The following is a 19456-nucleotide window of genomic DNA, read 5'->3' on the forward strand; positions in this document are numbered from 1 at the left end:
CAGTCAACGGCCGTCGAGGGGTCGGCCGGAGTCCTGTCACGAGGGTTGGGTTTGTTACCGATGCTGAAAATGGCGAAATTCGCGGCGCTGACGTGTGCCGCCATCACCGGCGCGGCGGCGGTCGCCGGTGCGACGGCCGGGGTCGCCTCCGCGCAGCCGGCATGCCCGGACGTGCACTGGATCGGCGCGGCGGGCTCCGGGGAACGGACCGGAGACCTGAGCGCCGATGCCGGCATGGGCCGCGTCGTCTACAAGTCCTACAACGAGTTCGCGCAGCGGGTCGCCCAGGACGGCCGCACCGTCACCGCTGAGGCGGTCGAGTACCCGGCCACGGCGGTGCCCGAGGACGGCGGCATCCTGGACTGGGCCAACTTCATGGGCAGCGTGGACACCGGCACCGCGGCACTGGGCCGGCAGTACGCGGCGTTCGTGGCGCAGTGCCCGACCAGCCAGGTGGTGCTGGCCGGCTACTCGCAAGGCGCCATGGTCGTGCATCGCAACCTGCACGCGCTCGACGCCAGCCCGAACCTCGTCGCAGCGCTGCTGGTCGCCGACGGCGACCGGCTGCCGCAGGACCCGACCATCAACCTGGGATCGGTCAGCTCGGTGCCCGGCGCGGGCAAGGGCGTCGCCCAGGACTGGCCGATCCTCGCGCACGCCCCGGCGCCGCTTCCGGTGTCGATGGGCAGCCGGACGATCAGCGTGTGCAATCTCGGTGACGCGGTCTGCGATTACGACCCCGACGCCGAGGACGACCAGAACCCGGCGGCCGTGGCGGTGCACACCAGCTACGCGCGGACCGTGAGCGACCCCTGGACCGCCCCGCTGTACCGGCTGGTGGCGTCGCAGGCCCCGGTCGCCGAACTGCCGGCCCCGCTCGCCGAGCCGCCGGCCCCGCTCGCAGATCGGGTGGTGGTCAGCGCCGGCTCCTGAGCCGGTCTCCGAACCGTGGGCGGCGACGGCCGGGTGCGGCGATAATCTGCTCATGTCGACGTTGTGGCGGTACGTGCGTATCCAGCTGTTCGTGCTGTTGTGCGGCATCGTCGGGCCGATCTTTCTGGTTGCGTACTTCGTGCTCGGTGCCGATCCGCTGCTGAAATGGATGTTCTGGACAGGGCTGCTGATCACCGCGCTCGACGTGCTGATCGCGCTCGCCATCACCGCCGCCGGGTCCAACAGAGCGGCCAAGAAACAGCAGCTCGAGGCCACCGGCGTGCTGGCGCTGGCGCAGGTCACCGGCATCGCCGAAACCAACACCAGGATCAACGACCAACCGCTGGTCAAGCTGGACCTGCAGGTGTCCGGTCCCGGTATCACCCCGTTCGCGACCCAGGACCAGGTGATCGGCTCGCTGACCCGGCTGCCGATGCTCACCAGCCGCCGGCTGGTCGCGCTGGTGGACCCGGTGACCAACGACTATCAGATCGACTGGGAGCGAAGCGCTCTGGTCAGCGGTGCGATGCCGGCGACGTTCAGCATCGCCGAGGACAACCGGACCTACGATCTGACCGGCCAGACCGAGCCGCTGATGGAGATCCTGCAGATCCTCAAGGCCAACAACATCGGCGTCGACAGCATGATCGACTTGCGCTCCAACCCCGTTGCCCGCCAACAGGTGCAGACCGTCGTGCGGCGTGCCGCAGCGCGGCAGACGCCACCGCCCCCGGTCCCGGCGGCAGCGTCGCACGTCCCCGATCCCGAACCGACCACGGCCCAGCGCCTGCAGGAACTCGAGACGCTGCGGGCCACCGGGTCGATCACCGAGGAGGAGTACAGGACCAAGCGCGAACAGATCATCGCCGACCTCTGAACGGGTCGCGGCCGAGGGCGGCGCCAGCTACCTTCGATACGTTCGCGGTCGGCCGTGCGCCAGCGGCGTACGCGCAGTCCGGCGAAGCGGCCCCACACGGGGAGGACGGGATGAAGGCGATCGGCACGTGTGCCACCGATGGCGGGTTGCGCACCGATGAGGCGTGACATACCGGGGTTCGAGGTCGCCCCATGGGAATTGCGCTGGCACCTGGCCCGTCCGGGCGCACTCGGCCTCACCGAATCGACCTTTGCGTTGTCCAACGGTCACATCGGCATGCGCGGAACCCTCGACGAGGGCGAACCGGTGATCCAGCCGGGCACCTACCTCAACGGGTTCTACGAGCTACGCGGGCTGCCTTACGCGGAAGGCGGCTACGGCTACCCGGAGTCCGGTCAGACCGTCGTCAACGTGACCGACGGCAAGATCATCCGGCTGCTGGTCGAGGACGCGCCCATCGATCTGCGCTACGGGCACTGGCTGGAGCACGAGCGGACCCTCGATTTCCGCTCCGGAACGCTGCGCCGGCACTCGGTGTGGAAGTCGGCGACCGGGCGCGTGGTCAAGATCGCCTCCGAGCGGCTGGTGTCGTTCACCAAGCGGGCCAACGCCGCCATCAAGTACGAGGTTGAGCCGATCGATCAGGACATGCGCCTGGTCGTGCAGTCGGAGCTGCTCGCCAACGCGTCGGTGCCGGCACCCGGCGACGACCCACGGCTGGCCGCTGCACTGGATGCGCCGCTGGTCGCCGAACATGCCGAGTGCCGGGATCTCCGGGCGGTGCTGAGCCACAGCACGCGACGGTCCGGGCTGCGCATGGTGGCGGGGATGGACCACGAGGTCAGCTACCCCGGGACGGCCAAGATCTCCCATCAGGCCGACGGAGACCTGGCCCGGCTCACCGTGGCCGCACCCGTGCCGGCCGGCCAGAAGCTGACCGTCGTCAAGTACCTCGGATACGGCTGGTCCCGGGTGCGCTCGATGCCGTCGTTGCAGGCGCAGGTCGACGCCGCGCTGTCGATGGCGGTCGAGGCCGGCTGGGACGAACTGCTGCGGTCGCAGCGGGAGTTCCTGGACGCCTTCTGGCTGGACGCCGACATCGAGATCGACGGGGATCCCGAACTGCAGCAGGCCATCCGGTTCGCCATCTTCCACGTGCTGCAGGCCGGGGCGCGCGGGGAGGCCCGGCCGATTCCCGGCAAGGGGCTGACCGGTCCCGGTTATGACGGCCACACCTTCTGGGACACCGAGACATTCGTGCTGCCGATGCTGACGTACACGGTGCCGGAGGCCGCACGCGAGGTGTTGCGCTGGCGTCACGCGACGCTGGACAAGGCCCGCGCGCATGCCGCCGAACTCGGTCAGGCCGGTGCGATGTTCCCGTGGCGGTCGATCAACGGGGACGAGTGCTCCGGTTACTGGCCGGCCGGAACGGCGGCGGTGCACATCACCGCCGACATCGCCAATGCCACCTCCCGCTACCTCGCGGCGACCGCGGACTCCCAGTTCGAAACCGAGTGCGGCGTCGAGCTACTGGTGGAGGGGGCCCGGCTGTATGCGAGCCTCGGGCACCACGACGACGGGGTGTTCCGCATCGACGGGGTGACCGGACCGGACGAATACAGCGCGATCGCCAACAACAACCTGTTCACCAACCTCGCGGCCAGACAGAACCTGCACGACGCTGTCTCGGCGTGCCGACGCCGTCCGGACGTGGCCGCGCTTCTCGACGTCACCGACACCGAACTCGCGAACTGGCAGCGGTGCGCCGAGAACATGTGCATCCCGTATGACCGTCAGCGGCGGGTGCACTCGCAGTCGGAGGTGTTCACCCATCTGGCGCCGTGGGACTTCGACGAGTCGGTGGGCCGTTACCCGCTGCTGCTCAATTACCCGTACTACGACCTCTACCGCAAGCAGGTCGTCAAGCAGGCCGATCTGGTGTTGGCGATGTACCTGTGGGGCGATCAGTTCACCCCCGCGGAGAAGTTGCGCAACTTCGACTACTACGAACCCCTGACGGTGCGCGACTCATCGCTGTCGGCGTGCTGTCAGGCGGTGATCGCCGCCGAGGTCGGCTACGTCGACCTGGCCTACGACTACCTGGTGGAGACCGCATTCACCGATCTGCACGACCTGCACCACAACGTCTCCAGCGGGCTGCACATCGCCGCGCTGGCGGGCGCCTGGATGGACTGCGTGGGCGGCTTCGGCGGGATGCGGGACCACGGGGGGCGGATCACGTTCGCACCGCGGATACCCACCGCGCTGTCCTACCTGTCCTTCCGAATGGTTTTGCGCGACAGCAGGATCGTCGTCGCCATCGACAGGGAGAACGCCACCTACCGGCTGCTGCACGGCAGCACCATCGAACTCGCCCACCACGGCAGGCCGTTCCTGCTGGAACCGGACACGCCGGTCACGCTGCCGATACCGGAGCTGGCCTACCGCACCCCGCCGGCCCAGCCGAGGGGGTGTGAACCGTACCGGAGGCCGCTGTTCGACGACCGCTAGCACCCCGCCCAACGTGCGGTGCCGCAGGAGTGTCGACGGTCCCGCTCGCCGAAGCCGATATCGTGCGCCCGTCGGGAGGGTGCCTTCACGCCGGTGCCTGATTGTGAAGGCACCTTCACTCAGGTATCGCCAGGGAGCCCGAAGCCGGCCGTTCTGGAACACGTTCCAGTTCTGCTGTTAGCCTGATCCTGCCCGGTCGTCGGGCACGAGCGCGCGCCGTGGTACGCCGGATGCGGCGTGTCGGTGTGCGGACACGCACGCTCGCGGAGAAGGAGGGACCACCCCGTGGCAGCTGGTGCACCCCTGGAGGGACGGGTCGCGTTGATCACCGGGGCGGCACGCGGACAGGGGCGCGCGCACGCGGTCCGGCTCGCCGCCGACGGCGCGGACATCGTAACGATCGACGTGTGCGCCCCGGTCTCGGACTCGGTCACCTATCCGATGCCGACCCCCGAGGATCTCGCCGAGACGGCGCGCCTGGTCGAAGCCGCGGGCCGCAAGGCGATCTCCCGGGTGGTCGACATCCGCGACCTGGCAGCCCAGCAGCAGGTGGTGGCCGACGCCATGGAGCAGTTCGGCCGCCTGGACGTCGTGGTGGCCAACGCCGGAGTGCTCAGCTGGGGCCGCATCTGGGAGATGTCGGAGGAGCAGTGGGACGTCGTGATCGACGTCAACCTCAACGGCACCTGGCGCACGCTCCGCGCGGCCGTGCCCGCGATGATCGAGGCGGGCAACGGCGGGTCCATCATCGTCGTCAGCTCGTCGGCCGGGCTCAAGGCCACCCCGGGCAACGCGCACTACTCGGCGTCCAAGCACGGGCTGGTGGCGCTGACCAACGCGCTGGCGCTGGAGGCCGGCGAGTTCGGTATCCGGGTGAACTCCATCCACCCGTACTCGATTCGGACCCCGATGATCGAGCCGAAGGCGATGGGGGCCATCTTCTCCGAGTATCCGGGCTATCTGCACAGCTTCGCCCCGATGCCGCTCAAACCGGTTGCCCGGGAGGGCAAGCCGGGTCTTGCCGAGTTCATGGACCCGGCCGAGGTCGCCGAGGTGGTGGCCTGGTTGGCCTCCGACGGGTCGATGGCGATAAGCGGATCTCAGATCGCCGTCGACCGTGGCGTGATGAAGTACTGACCAGCTCGGCAGCACCGGCACCGGGTCGGGCATCATCGTTCCCGATCGTTCGGCGGCCGGGGTCTTCTAGTGTGAACCCGATTGCGCCAGAACGTCGGCTAACCGGTCAACGGCCCAGTCGATCTCCGCCGCGGTGATCACCAGCGGTGGGGCGAACCGCAGCGTCGATCCGTGGGTGTCCTTGACCAGCACGCCGCGTTCGGCCAGCCGAAGGCTGATCTGTTTGCCGGTGCCCTGCGACGGATCGATGTCAACGCCCGCCCACAGCCCCCGCCCGCGAACCGCCGTCACGCCGTGGCCGATCAGGGCCCGCAGACGGTCGTGCAGCCGCGCGCCCAGTTCGGCTGAACGGCACTGGAATTCGTCTCGTCGCAGGATGTCGACCACCGTGTGGCCGATCGCCGCGGCCAATGGGTTGCCGCCGAACGTCGAGCCGTGTTCGCCGGGTTTGAGCACGCCGAGAACGCCGCGGTCGGCAACCACCGCCGACAGCGGGACCACGCCGCCGCCCAGCGCCTTGCCCAGCAGGTAGACGTCGGGCACCACGTTCCAGTGGTCGCACGCAAAGGTGCGCCCGGTGCGTGCCAGCCCGGACTGGATCTCGTCGGCGATCATCAGCACGTTGCGGGCGGTGCACAGCTCGCGTACCCGGGGCAGATAGCCGTCCGGCGGCACGATGATGCCGGCCTCACCCTGGATCGGCTCGATCAGCACCGCGACGGTGTGGTCGTCGATGGCGGCGGCCATCGCGTCGGCGTTCGGATCGTCGGGGCCGAACGGCACCGAGCGGAAACCCGGCGTGTACGGACCGAACCCGCGCCTGGCCGATTCGTCGTCGGAGAAGCTGATGATCGTGGTGGTGCGGCCGTGGAAATTGTTGCGCGCCACGACGATGTTGCCCTGGTTGGCGGGCACGCCCTTCACCTCGGCGCCCCATTTGCGGGCCACCTTGATCGCGCTCTCCACGGCCTCGGCGCCGCTGTTCATCGGCAACACCATGTCCTTGCCGCACAACTCGGCGAGTGCCGCGCAGAACGGAGCCAGCTGGTCTGAGTGGAACGCGCGACTGACCAGCGTCAGCCTGTCGAGCTGCGCGTGTGCCGTCGCGATCACCTCGGGATTGTGGTGGCCGAAGTTGACCGCCGAATATGCGGCCAGGCAGTCGAGGTAGCGTCGCCCCTCCACGTCGGTGATCCACGCGCCCTCGGCGCTGACGGCCACGATGGGCAGCGGCGCGTAGTTGTGCGCGACGTGGCGGGCGTCGAGATCGATCGTGACGGTGCTGGCATGGTCCGTCATGGTTTCCAGGATGGTCATGGATGCACCTCCAACGTGCAGCATTTGACAGATCCGCCGCCCTTCAGCAGCTCGGACAGGTCGACCCCGATCGGGCGGAACCCGGCCTGGCGCAGCTGCTCGGCGAATCCCGTCGCCGCGGCGGGCAGCACGACGTTCAGGCCGTCGGAGACGGCGTTGAGGCCGAGCACGTAGGCGTCGGCGCTGGCCACCTCGATCGCGTCGGGGAACAAGTGGGCCAGCGTCGCGCGGGACTGCTCTGCGAAGGCCGGGGGATAGTAGGCGATCGTCGTGTCGTCGAGGACGGCCAGCGCGGTGTCGAGATGGTAGAAGCGCGGGTCGACGAGTTCGAGGCCGACCACCGGCATCCCGACGTGTGCGGCGATCTCGTCGTGGGCCCGTCGGTCGGTGCGGAACCCGTGGCCGGCCAGCACCATCGAGCCCACCACCAGCAGGTCGCCCTGGCCCTCGTTCACGTGGCGGGTCTGGACGGGCGTGAAGCTGTTGGCCGACATCCACTGGGCATGGGCGACCGCCTCTCCGGCGCGCTCGGCATAGGCGAAACGGGCGACCACGGCGCGGTCGTTGACGATCAGGCCGCCGTTGGCGGCGTAGACCATGTCCGGCAGTCCGGCGATCGGTTCGACCAGTTCGACCAAGTGGCCCAAGGCGATGTAAGCCTGGCGCAACGCCTCCCACTGGGACAGCGCGCGCGACACGTCGACGGGTGTGGAGGTGTCCATCCACGGGTTGATCACGTACTCGACCGCAAAATGGGTCGGGGCGGTCATCACATACCGGCGGGGGCGCGCGGTCCGGGGTGCGGCGGTGCGGAGAACCGGCGCGGCGGCGCCGTTGGCGTTGGTCAACGTCATGAAATCAACGATATTGGTTATCTAAGACGCAATCAATCGACTGATGTTGCGTGTATAGATGCTATTCATTGCGTCTAGCATGTAATCGTGAATATTTATTGCGGAGGAGCGATGATGGAACGTCTGGACGACACCGATGAGCGCATCCTCGCCGAGCTGGCCGAGAATGCGAGGGCCACGTTCGCCGAGATCGGGCAGCGGGTGAACCTGTCGGCGCCCGCGGTCAAGCGACGGGTCGACCGGATGCTCGATACCGGCGTCATCCGGGGGTTCACCACCATCGTCGACCGCAATGCGCTGGGCTGGACCACCGAGGCCTACGTCCAGGTGTTCTGCCACGGCACCATCGCGCCGGACCAGCTGCGCGCGGCGTGGCAGGACATCCCCGAGGTGGTCAGCGCCGCGACCGTCACCGGAACCTCGGATGCCCTGCTGCACGTGCTGGCCCGGGACATGCGCCACCTCGAGGAGGCGCTGGAGCGAATCCGGGCCAGTGCGGACATCGAGCGCAGCGAGAGCATCGTCGTGCTGTCGAATCTGATCGACCGGACCCGGGCCTGACGGGGCCGCTACGCATGGGGTGGCGCGCATCAGCTCGGCGTCATGGTGTAGAACCACCCACGTGACCACATCAGCGGGGACGGGCGGTTCGAACGGTGTTGTGATCGTCGGCGGCGGGCTCGCCGCCGCGCGGGTGGCCGAGCAATTGCGCCGGTCGGAATACGCCGGGCCGATCGCGATCGTCAGCGACGAGGACCATCTGCCCTACGACCGGCCGCCGCTGTCCAAAGAGGTGCTGCGGGCCGAGAAGGACGATGTCACGCTCCAGCCTGCCGAGTTCTACGCCGAGAACGACATCACCGTGCTGCTGGGCAACGGGGCGGCGTCGGTGGACACCGTCGCCAACGTCCTGAGGCTGGCTGACGGCACGACGCTGGGCTACGACGAGCTGGTCATCGCCACGGGTCTGGTCCCCAAGCGCATTCCGTCGTTCCCGGACCTGGCCGGGATCCACGTGTTGCGCAACTACGACGAGAGCCTCGCGCTGCGCTCCGAGGCGGGTAGTGCGAGCCGCGCGGTCGTGGTGGGGGCCGGTTTCATCGGTTGCGAGGTCGCGGCCAGCCTGCGCGGACTGGGAGTCGACGTGGTGCTCGTCGAGCCGCAGCCGACGCCGCTGGCCTCGGTGCTCGGGGAGACCATCGGCGAGCTGGTGGCGCGGTTGCACCGCTCGGAAGGCGTGGACGTGCGCTGCGGGGTGGGTGTCGCGGAGGTCAGCGGCGATGACCGGGTGCGCAAGGTGACGCTGGGCGACGGCAGCGAGATCGAAGCCGACCTCGTCATCGTCGGGATCGGCTCGCATCCGGCCACCGGCTGGCTCGAGGACAGCGGCATCGCGCTGGACAACGGCGTGGTCTGTGACGAGGTGGGCCGTACCAGCTCCCCACACGTATGGGCGATCGGGGATGTGGCGTCCTGGCGCGACCCGGTGGGTGACCAAGTGCGCGTGGAGCATTGGAGCAACGTCGCGGACCAGGCGAGGGTGATGGTGCCCTCGATGCTGGGCCAGGAAGTGTCCGCGGCGGTGAGCGTCCCGTACTTCTGGAGCGACCAGTACGACGTCAAGATCCAGTGCCTGGGTGAGCCGGAGGCCACCGACACCGTGCACGTCGTCCAGGACGACGGCCGCAAGTTCCTGGCCTACTACGAGCGCGACGGCATCGTGGTCGGCGTGGTGGGCGGTGGCATGCCGGGCAAGGTGATGAAGACCAGGGGCAAGATCGTCGCCGGGGCTCCCATCACCGACCTGCTGGCCTGACTTCTTCCGCGCGAGCGCGCGTCTGTACGACGGCGCGCCGCTCGCGCTGTCATTTCGCGCGCTCTCGTCGCCGGCGAGCGCGCGCTCGCGCACGCAACACGCCGTGCGCAGGCGTGCAGCAACGCGCGCTCGCGAAAAAGACGCTATGCGGTGAGGGCGACCGAGGCCTCGGCGGTGTAGCACAGGAAGGTCAGGGTCTCCTGCAGGTACAGCTGCACGTTGTCGGCATCGTGGGACAGATACCCGATGCACACATCGGTGCCCAGCTGCAGGTCGAAATCGCCTCCGCGGGTGGACAACACGAACGCGCCGTCGATCGCGGGCGCCCAGATGATGTCGCCGTCGATCAGCCGGTTGATGTGCTCGCGGATCGGATACCCGTGTGCGGTGGCCTCGCTGACCTTGGTGTAGGCATCGGCCGACAGCAGCACCGAGTAGGGGCCGTCCACGCCGGCCAGCCGCAGCTCGGAGAGTGCCTGCGCGATCACGTCGGGGATCTCGCGGGGGTCTTCGGGCAGCGCCAGCGCGGGGTTGGAGCTGCACTTGCGGATCCCGTCGATGTGCGCGGCCTCGTAGCCTTCGAAGATCGCCCGGTCCTCGACGAATGCCAACTTCTTGGCGGCGTCTTTGACCGGGTCCCAGTCGGAATCCTGCGAGCCGCGTTCGACGTCGTCGATGTCGGTGCGGCCCACGGTGAACGGCACCCGCAGCCGCACCAGCGGCCGGGCGTCGCGCAGGTGGGCGGTCACGCCGTCGCCGGGCGCGGCGACATCGAGCAGGTGCCCGGTGCTGACCGCCGCGGTCACCGGTCCGCCCGGCTCGCTGACGTCGACCACCCGCCGGCCCGCGATGTGGCGCTTGAAGGTGCGGGTCGCCTCCTGTTCGATCTCGGCCCACGCCGCGTCGGTGATCGGTGCCAGGTCCCGGTACAGGTTGTTCATTGGGGTTGTCCTTTCAGGCTGCCGATCGCCAGTGAGCCTTCGTAAACAGTTGGTGAGGAAGGACTTTCGGAGGATTCAGGATCTTCGTCGGGTTCGGCCACCAGGATGGGGCGCGGTGGCGGGTCGTCGAGGAAGTCGATCGTCGGCACGAAGAACATGGTGCCCGTGGTGGCGGTGGAGAAATCCAGGATCCGGTCGGTGTTGCCGGGAGGGTCGCCGATGAACATGTTCTCCAGCATCCGCTCGGTGACGGCCGGGTCGGCGGAGTAGGCGATGTAGTAGGTGCCCGACTCGCCGTCACCCAGCGAGCCGAACGGCATGTTGGCGCGCACGATCTGCAGCGCGTTGCCGTCCTCGTCGTCGAGGGTGTTGAGCGCGACGTGCGAGTTGGCCGGCCTGACCGCGTCGTCGAGCTCGATGTCCTCGAGCTTGGTGCGGCCGATGACCAGCTCCTGCTCGGTGACCGACAGCGCGTTCCACGCGGCCATGTCGTGGGTGTAGCGCTGGACGTGCACATAGCTCGCGCCCTGGAAGGCCGGGTCGTCGTCCCCGATCTGCGCGGCGGCCACCGCGTCGGGGCCGTCGGGGTTCTCGGTACCGTCGACGAAGCCGAGCAGGTCGCGCTGCTCGAAGAACTTGAACCCGTGCACCTCGTCGACGACGGTGACGGCGCCCGCCATCGAGGCCAGGATCCGGCCGCCGAGCTCGAAGCACACGTCCAGGGCGCCGCCCTTGATGTGGAACAGTAGGTCGCCCGGGGTGGCGGGGGCGTGGTGGCGCGCGCCGGTGAGCTCGACGAACTCGTGCAACCGGGCCGGCCGGGGGCCGGAGAACAGCCGGTCCCACGCTGCCGACCCGATACCGGCGTTCAGCCGCAGCTGCGCGTCGGGCACCCGGAAGCCGACCGCCTTGACCAGTCCGGAAAGTCCCGCGAGTGCCTCGTGGACGGCCGCCTCGCCGCCCTCGTCGATCGTTGCCACCAGGAAGATCGCTGCCGGACTCAGCGGGGTCAGGATCGGCTGCGGGCGGGCCACACCTGCACCCTATCGCCCCGTGACCTTGTGCCACCGGTAAGGATGGATCCCATGTCCAGCGCCGCATCCGCCGACGGGCTCTGCGAGTTCGTCGATGCCTCACCGTCGCCGTTCCACGCCTGTCGCACCGCCGGGCGGCGTCTGCTCGCCGCCGGTTTCGGCGAGCTCGCCGAGAGCGACCCGTGGCCCGGTGCCGGTGACCACTTCGCGGTGCGGGCCGGCTCGCTGATCGCGTGGCGGTCGGTGGGTGACCCGGCGCTGCCGTTCCGGATCGTCGGCGCCCACACCGACAGCCCGAATCTGCGGGTCAAGCAGCACCCGGACCGGTACGTCTCCGGTTGGCAGGTGGTCGCGTTGCAACCCTACGGCGGCGCGTGGCTGAACTCCTGGCTGGACCGCGACCTCGGGATCAGCGGCCGGCTGTCGGTGCGCGCCGGCGACGCCGTACAGCACGTGCTGGTGCGCATCGACGAGCCGATCCTGCGGGTGCCGCAGCTGGCCATCCACCTGGCCGAGGACCGCAAGGGTGTCGAGCTCAACCCGCAGCGCCACGTCAACGCGGTGTGGGGCATCGGCGACGGCCCGCGGTCCTTCCTGGGTTTCGTGGCGGAGCGCGCCGGGGTGGGCGCCGACGCGGTGCTGGGTTTCGACCTGATGACCCACGACCTGGCCCCGTCGCGGCTGGTGGGTGCGCAGGGCGAGTTGGTCAGCGCTCCGCGGCTGGACAACCAGGCCACCTGCTACGCCGGGCTGGAGGCCTTCCTGGCCGCCGGTGTGGGCTCCGGTGTGACGCCGGTGCTGGTGCTGTTCGACCATGAGGAGGTCGGCTCGCAGTCCGACCACGGCGCGCAGTCCGACCTGCTGCTGACGGTGCTGGAGCGGATCACGCTGGCCGCCGGCGGCGGCCGGGAGGATTTCCTGCGCCGGCTGCCGGACTCGATGGTGGCGTCCGGGGACATGGCCCATGCCACCCACCCGAACTATCCGGAGCGCCACGAGCCGGGACACCTGATCGAGGTCAACGCCGGGCCGGTGCTCAAGGTGCAGCCCAACCTGCGGTATGCGACCGACGGTCGTACCGCGGCGGCGTTCGCGCTGGCCTGCGCGCAGGCCGGGGTGGCGCTGCAGCGCTACGAGCACCGCGCCGACCTGCCGTGCGGGTCGACGATCGGCCCGATGACCGCGGCGCGCACCGGCATCCCGACCGTCGACGTGGGGGCGGCGCAGCTGGCGATGCACTCGGCCCGCGAGGTGATGGGCGCGGCGGATGTCGGCGACTATTCGGCCGCGCTTCGGGCGTTCATGTCACCGGGCTGAGCCCGTCAATTCAGGGAATATGCCCCGCGGCCGCGCCGACGACCGCGAAGGTGATCGGGTGACGGAGCAAGCGCGAGACGTCGTGGATGCGCACATCCACCAGTGGGACCCGTTCACCACGCCGCGCGTCGTGACGGCGGCGGCGAAGGTCGTGCGGCGCGTGCCCCCGCTGTTGCCGGCGCTGGCCCGGCTCTTTCCGCGCAGCAAACGGGAGTTCGTCGGCGACCCGCAGTACCTCGTGCGCGAATACCTGCCGCGGGACTACCGGGCCGACGGGGCAGCGGCGGGGGTGGGCACCGTTGTGCACATCGAGGCCGGCTGGCAGGCCAAGGATCCGTTGGCGGTCGTGGATGAGACCCGCTGGGTCGCCGGGTTGCCGTTCGGTTCCGCCGGCGCACCGGAACTCGGTGGGATCGTCGTGCACGCGGAGCCGCACGATCCGCACGTCGGCGAGGTGCTCGACGCACACCTGGCCGCCAGCGCGCTGGTGTGCGGCGTGCGGTGCCTGGCCGCACACAGCCAGGACCGTGGGGTCCTGTCGTGGACGCCCGCATCGCACCTGTACACCGAACCGGGCTTCCTGCGGGGCTTCGCGGCTGTGGCCGAACGGGGCCTGACCTTCGACATGTGGATATACGGGCAGCAGTTGCCCGACGCGGTGGTGCTGGCCGGGGAGTACCCGGAGACCACCTTCGTCCTCGACCACTACGGCACCCCGGTGGGCGTGTTCGGTCCTCGGGGCAGGCACACCGGCGACACCTCGATCGCCCGCGACGACATCCTGCGGCGCTGGCGCGACGACATCTCGGCGCTGGCGGAATTGCCGAACGTGGTCGCCAAGCACAGTGGTCTCGGCATGCCGGTGCTGGGTGCCGGTCCGGTGTCGCGGGAACGGCTGCGCGATCTCGCCGCTCCGCTGATCTCCCACCTGGATGCGGCGTTCGGCCCGGACCGCACGTTCTGGTCGTCGAACTACCCGATCGACAAACCCAACCTGGTGCTTGCGGACGGCGTATGGATGCTGCGCGACGTCCTGGCCGACCGACTCGACGAGGACAAGATGCTGCGCGGCAACGCCCGCCGCGTCTACCGGCTGTCGGTGGGCTGACCTACGCTCTTCGCATGTCCCTCGACACCGCGATGATCACGTTCGACTGCACCGATCCCGACGGGCTGGCCGACTGGTGGGCCAAGGCCGTCGAGGGCGAGTTGAACGCCGTGGCACCCGGCGAGTTCGTCATGGTCGCCCCGCCTGCCGGCCCCGCACTGGGCTTCCAGCGGGTGCCTGACCCGACGCCGGGCAAGAACAAGGTCCATCTGGATTTCCACGCCGCCGACAAGGAGGCCGAGGTGGCCCGCCTGGTCGGCCTCGGCGCCCGGGAGACCGGCCGGCACAGCTTCGGCGAGGAATTCTCCTGGGTGGTGCTGGCAGATCCGGAGGGCAACGCCTTCTGCGTCGCGGGAGGATGACGGGCCCGCTGGCTAGACTGCTGCTGTGACATCCGGGTCCAGCCACGAAGTCGACACCGTCGAGCGGGCCGCTGCCAGCCCCGATCAGCCGCAGCCGTTCCGTGAGCTCGGGCTCAAGGACGACGAGTACGAGCGGATCCGCGAGATCCTCGGCCGTCGGCCTACCGACGCGGAGTTGGCGATGTACTCGGTGATGTGGAGCGAGCACTGCTCGTACAAGTCCTCGAAGGTGCACCTTCGCTACTTCGGGGAGACCACCACCGACGCGATGCGGGCGTCGATGCTGGCCGGCATCGGCGAGAACGCCGGCGTCGTCGACATCGGCGACGGCTGGGCCGCCACGTTCAAGGTGGAGTCCCACAACCACCCGTCCTACATCGAGCCCTATCAGGGGGCGGCCACCGGCGTGGGCGGCATCGTCCGCGACATCATGGCGATGGGCGCCCGGCCGGTTGCGGTGATGGATCAGCTGCGGTTCGGCGCCGCCGACGCGTCCGACACCCGCCGGGTGCTCGACGGGGTGGTGCGCGGCGTCGGCGGATACGGGAACTCGCTGGGGCTGCCCAACATCGGCGGCGAGACGGTGTTCGACGCCTGCTATGCGGGCAATCCGCTGGTGAACGCGCTGTGCGTCGGGGTGCTGCGCACCGAGGACCTCAAGCTGGCGTTCGCGTCCGGTGTCGGAAACAAGATCATCCTGTTCGGTGCCCGCACCGGGCTCGACGGCATCGGCGGGGTGTCGGTGCTGGCTTCGGAGACCTTCGGCGGCGACGAGGGCGGTGCGGGCCGCAAGAAGCTGCCCAGCGTGCAGGTCGGCGACCCGTTCACCGAGAAGGTGCTGATCGAGTGCTGTCTGGAGCTCTACGCCGCCGATCTGGTCGTCGGTATCCAGGATCTCGGCGGCGCCGGATTATCTTGTGCCACTTCCGAACTGGCTTCCGCCGGCGACGGCGGCATGAAGGTGGACCTGGACAAGGTGCCACTGCGCGCCGCGAACATGACCCCGGCCGAGATCCTGTCCAGCGAGTCGCAGGAGCGGATGTGCGCGGTGGTGACCCCGGACAACGTCGAGGCCTTCCTGGCGGTGTGCCGCAAGTGGGATGTGCTGGCCACCGTGATCGGTGAGGTGACCGACGGCGACCGCCTCGAGATCACTTGGCACGGTGAGACGGTGGTCGACGTGCCGCCGCGCACCGTCGCCCACGAGGGCCCGGTCTACCGGCGCCCGGTGGCCCGGCCCGACAGCCAGGACGCCCTGATCGCCGACACGTCCGCGGGGCTGACCCGCCCGTCCACCGGCGACGAGTTGCGTGCCACGCTGCTGGCGATGCTCGGCAGCCCGCACCTGTGCAGCCGCGCGTTCATCACCGAGCAGTACGACCGCTACGTGCGCGGCAACACGGTGCTCGCCGAGCACGCCGACGGCGGCGTGCTGCGCGTCGACGAGGAGACCGGACGCGGCATCGCGATCTCCACCGACGCCTCGGGCCGGTACACCGCGCTGGATCCCTATGCGGGTGCGCAGCTCGCGCTGTCGGAGGCCTACCGCAACGTCGCCGTCACCGGGGCCACGCCGGTCGCGGTGACCAACTGCCTGAACTTCGGTTCTCCGGAGGACCCCGCGGTGATGTGGCAGTTCGCCCAGGCGGTGCGCGGCCTGGCCGATGGCGCGGCGGCCCTGGGGATCCCGGTCACCGGAGGCAACGTCAGCTTCTACAACCAGACCGGGACCACGGCGATCCTGCCGACCCCGGTCGTCGGGGTGCTCGGCGTCATCGACGATGTCAGGCGCCGCATCCCCACCGGCCTCGGCGCCGAACCGGGCGAGACGCTGATGCTGCTCGGCGACACCCGCGACGAGTTCGACGGATCGATCTGGGCCCAGGTCACCGCGGACCACCTCGGCGGGGTGCCGCCGAAGGTGGACCTCGAGCGGGAACGGCTTCTGGCCGAGGTGCTCACCGCGGCATCCCGGGACGGGCTGGTGTCGGCCGCCCACGATCTGTCCGAGGGCGGCCTGATCCAGGCGGTCGTCGAGGCCGCGCTGGCCGGCGAAACCGGTTGCCGCATAGTGCTTCCCGATGGCTGGGATGCTTTCGTGACGCTCTTCAGCGAGTCCGCCGGCCGGGCGCTGGTGGCGGTCCCGCGCACCGAGGAGAGCAGGTTCACCGCGATGTGCCAGGCGCGCGGGCTGCCCGCCGCCCGCATCGGTGTCGTCGACGACGGTCCGGCGGGCGGCCAGGCCACCCTCGAGGTGCAGGGCTGGTTCACGGTGACCCTGCAGGAGCTGCGGAGCACGTGGGAAGGCGTGCTGCCCGGTTTGTTCGGGTGACGACGGAAAACCGCGAACACCATCCCCGCTATATGTGGGCGTGGCGACTGCTGCGCCTGGACTTCACCGGCGTCGCATTCGGCGCGCTGTTCTTCTGCCTGTCGCTGACCCCGTCGCTGCTACCGCGCGACTGGCTGTTCGCCGGGCTGGTCGGCGGGCTCAACGCCGCGATCGGGTACGGCATCGGGGTCTTCGTCGAGCGGATGCTGCGCCGCTTCGTACTGTCGGGACGCTCGTGGCGGCCGCCCGCCCACATGTCCTCCCTGCTGAAGGTCATCATCGTGGCGGCCGCCGCCGGTGCCTGCGTGTTGATGGTCATCCCGGCAGCGGCCTGGCAGCGCCAGGTGTCGGACCTGATGGGCATGACCGGCCCCAGCACCGTCGGCTACCTGCGCACGCTGATCATCGCGGCGGTGGTCGGCGCGGTGTGCATCGCGGCGTCCCGGGCGCTGATCGACCTGATCAAGACGATGGCGCGGTACTTCATCCGGCGCTGGCGGCTGTCCGACGAACTGGCGTTGCTCTTCGGCACCGCGATCGTGGTGGTTCTGGTGCTCACGCTGGTCAACGGCGTGCTGTGGCGGGGGTTCCTGGCCGGCGCCAACCGGATCTCCCAGCCGCAGAACGCCACCACCCGGATCGGTGTCGTCCAGCCGCAGCTGCCCGAACGGTCCGGTAGCCCGGAGTCGTTCGCAGCGTGGGACACGCTGGGCTACGAGGGCCGCAACTTCGTGGGCACCGGACCCGACGCCGAGGAGCTGACCCGGATCAACGGGCGGCCCGCCAAAGAACCGATCCGGGTGTATGCCGGGCTGCAGACCGCCGACACCGAGGAAGCCCGGATGGCGGTGCTGCTGAGCGAACTGGAGCGCACCGGCGCCTTCGACCGCGAGGTGCTCGTCGTGGTTCCGACCACCGGTACGGGTTGGGTCAACCCGATCGCAGCCAGGTCCCTGGAGATGATGTACAACGGCGACACCGCGATCGTCGGATCGCAGTACTCCTATCTACCGAGCTGGATCGCGTTCCTGGGCGATCGGGAGACCGCGATGGACTCCGGCCGGGAGATGATCGACGCGATCCATCGGCGGTGGGCGCAGCGGCCGCCCGACAAGCGCCCACGGCTGCTGCTCTACGGCGAGAGCCTGGGCTCGCTGGCCGGCCAGACCGCGTTCACCTGGCTGCCGGACATCGCCGCGATGGGGTTCTCCTCGGTGTTGTGGGTCGGACCGCCCAACGCCAGCCCGCTCTGGCATGGCCTCACGATGCGCCGCGATCCGGGCACCCCCGAGGTCGAACCCCGGTACGACGACGGCCGCACGGTGCGGTTCTCCCAGGCCATCGATGCAACCGAGATCGCCGACGACACCGCCCCGCCGTGGCACGGCACGCGGGTGCTGTTCCTGCAGCATTCATCGGACCCGATCGTGTGGTGGTCGACGGACCTGATGTTCACCCGGCCCGATTGGCTGGCCGAGCCGCCGGGCCACGGCCGCACCGCGTCGATGCGGTGGTATCCGATCATCACGTTCTGGCAGGTCGCCGCCGACTTGTCCAATGCGCTGTCGGTGCCGCGCGGGCACGGGCACAACTACGGCGACCTCCTCTTGGACGGCTGGGTAGGCGTCGCGGCCCCGGACGGCTGGACCGCCGCCGACACCGAGCGAATCCGGCTGGCGCTGAAGCGAACCGAGGCCGAGGACGGTCCGCTGTAGTGCGCGACACGGTTCGTGCGGCCGCACTGGCGACGGTGTTGATCGGGTGGAGCGCGCTCAGCACGCGGATCCCTGCGCGCTGGCATCCGTTGCCCCACATCCTGTTCGGCACCGCGCTGGCGGCGCTGACCGGTGCCCCGTTGGGCCTGCGACCGCCGGCGGTGTGGGCCGGGTTGCGCACCGGTGCGGCGGCCGCGGCGCCGGTGCTGGTCGGCGTCGCCGCGAGCACGGCGATCCCGCCGGTGCGGAACGGCATGGCGTCCCGCACGCTGCCGAGCTCGACGAGCCGCTGGCTGCTGCTGCGCATCCCGTTGGGCACCGTGTGGTCGGAGGAGGCGGCCTACCGTGCCGCTCTGGGCACGGCGGCCGCCGGGGCGTTCGGCGAGCAGGGTGGCCGGCTGTTCACCGCAGCGGTGTTCGGGCTGTCACACATCCCGGACGCGCGGGCCGTCGGTGAGCCGGTGCTTCCCACCGTGGCGGTGACCGGCGTGGCCGGGTGGGCGTTCGGCTGGTTGTTCGCCAGGTCGGGCAGCCTCGTCGCCCCGATGCTGGCGCACGCCTCGGTCAACGGAGCGGGCGCTGTTGCGGCACTGGCCGTTCAGCGCCGACGCCCCCGACGTGGGTGATCGACAGGCCCTACATTTGTCCTCGTGGCCCGCAGCGTCGATCCGGCAAAGACCCGCGCAGCCGTCGCCGCGGTGGCGGACTGGTTGCGCGACGAGAACGCCGGCGAGCCGGGGCGTACGGAACTCGCCGACGCGGTCCGTGCCACCGCCAGGACACTGGCCGCCGTGGCGCCGGGAGCCGCCGTCGAGCTGCGGGTACCGCCGTTCGTCGCGGTGCAGTGCATCGAGGGTCCGCGGCACTCCCGGGGCAACCCGCCCAACGTCGTGGAAACCGATCCGCGCACCTGGCTGCGGCTGGCCACCGGGCTGGTGTCGGTCGACGCCGCCGCAGCGGCCGGCGCGCTGACGCTGTCGGGATCGCGGGCCGCCGAGATCGCCGCATCGCTGCCCGTGGTCGGCCTGCCGGGCTGAGGACCGCCGCGGTTGCTGAAAACGGCATGCCGTCAACGCGTTTGACCGGGGCCGCCGGCCCGCAACGGGGTCTTCGGATACGCCGTCGTCGCACCGGCGACACCGGCGCCCGATTCCGCGTTTTCCCGCCGTTCACCGTAGACTGGGCGGCGTCACCCACAG

The 19456-nt window shown here is 69.8% G+C and carries 17 protein-coding genes; 13 read left to right on the forward strand and 4 right to left on the reverse strand.

The features are described from left to right. Window positions 1-69 precede the first annotated feature (69 nt). The 4 genes from JDV09_RS09290 to JDV09_RS09305 all read left to right on the forward strand — a co-directional run bounded on the left by JDV09_RS09290 (window position 70) and on the right by JDV09_RS09305 (window position 5461). Window positions 70-933 carry a cutinase family protein gene (locus JDV09_RS09290; RefSeq protein WP_372452874.1) on the forward strand — a complete coding sequence of 288 codons (864 nt, stop codon included), beginning with the start codon at window positions 70-72 and terminating at the stop codon, window positions 931-933. Window positions 934-985: 52 nt separating this feature from the next. Beyond that, entirely contained in the window at window positions 986-1810 is an 825-nt protein-coding gene (locus tag JDV09_RS09295) for an SHOCT domain-containing protein (RefSeq protein ID WP_221368829.1), read from the forward strand. A 156-nt stretch (window positions 1811-1966) separates the two neighbouring features. Then, entirely contained in the window at window positions 1967-4324 is a 2358-nt protein-coding gene (locus JDV09_RS09300) for a glycoside hydrolase family 65 protein (RefSeq protein WP_221368830.1), read from the forward strand. A gap of 303 nt (window positions 4325-4627) precedes the next feature. Then, complete coding sequence (locus tag JDV09_RS09305) at window positions 4628-5461, forward strand: mycofactocin-coupled SDR family oxidoreductase (protein ID WP_221368889.1); 834 nt, start codon at window positions 4628-4630, stop codon at window positions 5459-5461. A 66-nt stretch (window positions 5462-5527) separates the two neighbouring features. Here the strand turns inward: JDV09_RS09305 and rocD are convergent, their stop codons facing one another. Together rocD and ddaH are read right to left on the reverse strand one after the other, a co-directional pair. Then, entirely contained in the window at window positions 5528-6778 is a 1251-nt protein-coding gene (gene rocD, locus JDV09_RS09310; protein WP_221368831.1) for an ornithine--oxo-acid transaminase, read from the reverse strand. After that, complete coding sequence (ddaH, locus tag JDV09_RS09315) at window positions 6775-7632, reverse strand: dimethylargininase (RefSeq protein WP_221368832.1); 858 nt, start codon at window positions 7630-7632, stop codon at window positions 6775-6777. Before ddaH ends, rocD begins: the two co-directional genes overlap by 4 nt. A gap of 114 nt (window positions 7633-7746) precedes the next feature. Here ddaH and JDV09_RS09320 point away from each other — a divergent pair, with 114 nt between their 5' ends. Continuing rightward, window positions 7747-8193 (forward strand): Rv2324 family transcriptional regulator, encoded by a 447-nt coding sequence (locus JDV09_RS09320; protein ID WP_221368833.1) that lies wholly within the window; start codon window positions 7747-7749, stop codon window positions 8191-8193. A 61-nt stretch (window positions 8194-8254) separates the two neighbouring features. Further along, window positions 8255-9448: an NAD(P)/FAD-dependent oxidoreductase gene (locus JDV09_RS09325; protein WP_221368834.1), complete on the forward strand. Its 1194-nt coding sequence runs from the start codon at window positions 8255-8257 to the stop codon at window positions 9446-9448. Between the two features lie 143 nt (window positions 9449-9591). Here the strand turns inward: JDV09_RS09325 and JDV09_RS09330 are convergent, their stop codons facing one another. After that, on the reverse strand, window positions 9592-10389 hold the full coding sequence (locus JDV09_RS09330) for a family 1 encapsulin nanocompartment shell protein (RefSeq protein WP_221368835.1): 798 nt from the start codon (window positions 10387-10389) through the stop codon (window positions 9592-9594). Further along, window positions 10386-11423, reverse strand: coding sequence for a Dyp-type peroxidase (locus JDV09_RS09335; RefSeq protein ID WP_221368836.1), 1038 nt, complete (start codon window positions 11421-11423; stop codon window positions 10386-10388). Before JDV09_RS09335 ends, JDV09_RS09330 begins: the two co-directional genes overlap by 4 nt. 51 nt (window positions 11424-11474) lie before the next feature. On the opposite strand from JDV09_RS09335, the gene JDV09_RS09340 reads away from it, so the two are divergent. Genes JDV09_RS09340 through JDV09_RS09370 form a run of 7 tightly spaced genes read left to right on the forward strand, consistent with a single transcriptional unit; the run spans window position 11475 to window position 19294 of the window. Next, window positions 11475-12740, forward strand: a complete 1266-nt coding sequence (locus JDV09_RS09340; protein ID WP_221368837.1) for a M18 family aminopeptidase — start codon at window positions 11475-11477, stop codon at window positions 12738-12740. A 58-nt stretch (window positions 12741-12798) separates the two neighbouring features. Continuing rightward, window positions 12799-13848, forward strand: coding sequence for an amidohydrolase family protein (locus JDV09_RS09345; protein ID WP_221368838.1), 1050 nt, complete (start codon window positions 12799-12801; stop codon window positions 13846-13848). A gap of 14 nt (window positions 13849-13862) precedes the next feature. Further along, on the forward strand, window positions 13863-14210 hold the full coding sequence (locus JDV09_RS09350) for a VOC family protein (protein WP_221368839.1): 348 nt from the start codon (window positions 13863-13865) through the stop codon (window positions 14208-14210). Between the two features lie 25 nt (window positions 14211-14235). Next, window positions 14236-16542, forward strand: a complete 2307-nt coding sequence (purL, locus tag JDV09_RS09355; RefSeq protein ID WP_221368840.1) for a phosphoribosylformylglycinamidine synthase subunit PurL — start codon at window positions 14236-14238, stop codon at window positions 16540-16542. Window positions 16543-16574: 32 nt separating this feature from the next. Continuing rightward, window positions 16575-18257 (forward strand): alpha/beta hydrolase, encoded by a 1683-nt coding sequence (locus JDV09_RS09360; protein ID WP_221368890.1) that lies wholly within the window; start codon window positions 16575-16577, stop codon window positions 18255-18257. Beyond that, window positions 18257-18883 carry an Rv0804 family intramembrane glutamic endopeptidase gene (locus tag JDV09_RS09365; protein WP_221368841.1) on the forward strand — a complete coding sequence of 209 codons (627 nt, stop codon included), beginning with the start codon at window positions 18257-18259 and terminating at the stop codon, window positions 18881-18883. The genes JDV09_RS09360 and JDV09_RS09365 overlap by 1 nt, the downstream gene beginning before the upstream one ends. A gap of 24 nt (window positions 18884-18907) precedes the next feature. Then, window positions 18908-19294, forward strand: coding sequence for a sterol carrier family protein (locus JDV09_RS09370; protein ID WP_221368842.1), 387 nt, complete (start codon window positions 18908-18910; stop codon window positions 19292-19294). Window positions 19295-19456: the final 162 nt, after the last annotated feature.

The sequence above is a fragment of the Mycolicibacterium xanthum genome (genome assembly GCF_019710635.1).
GTDB lineage: Bacteria > Actinomycetota > Actinomycetes > Mycobacteriales > Mycobacteriaceae > Mycobacterium > Mycobacterium xanthum.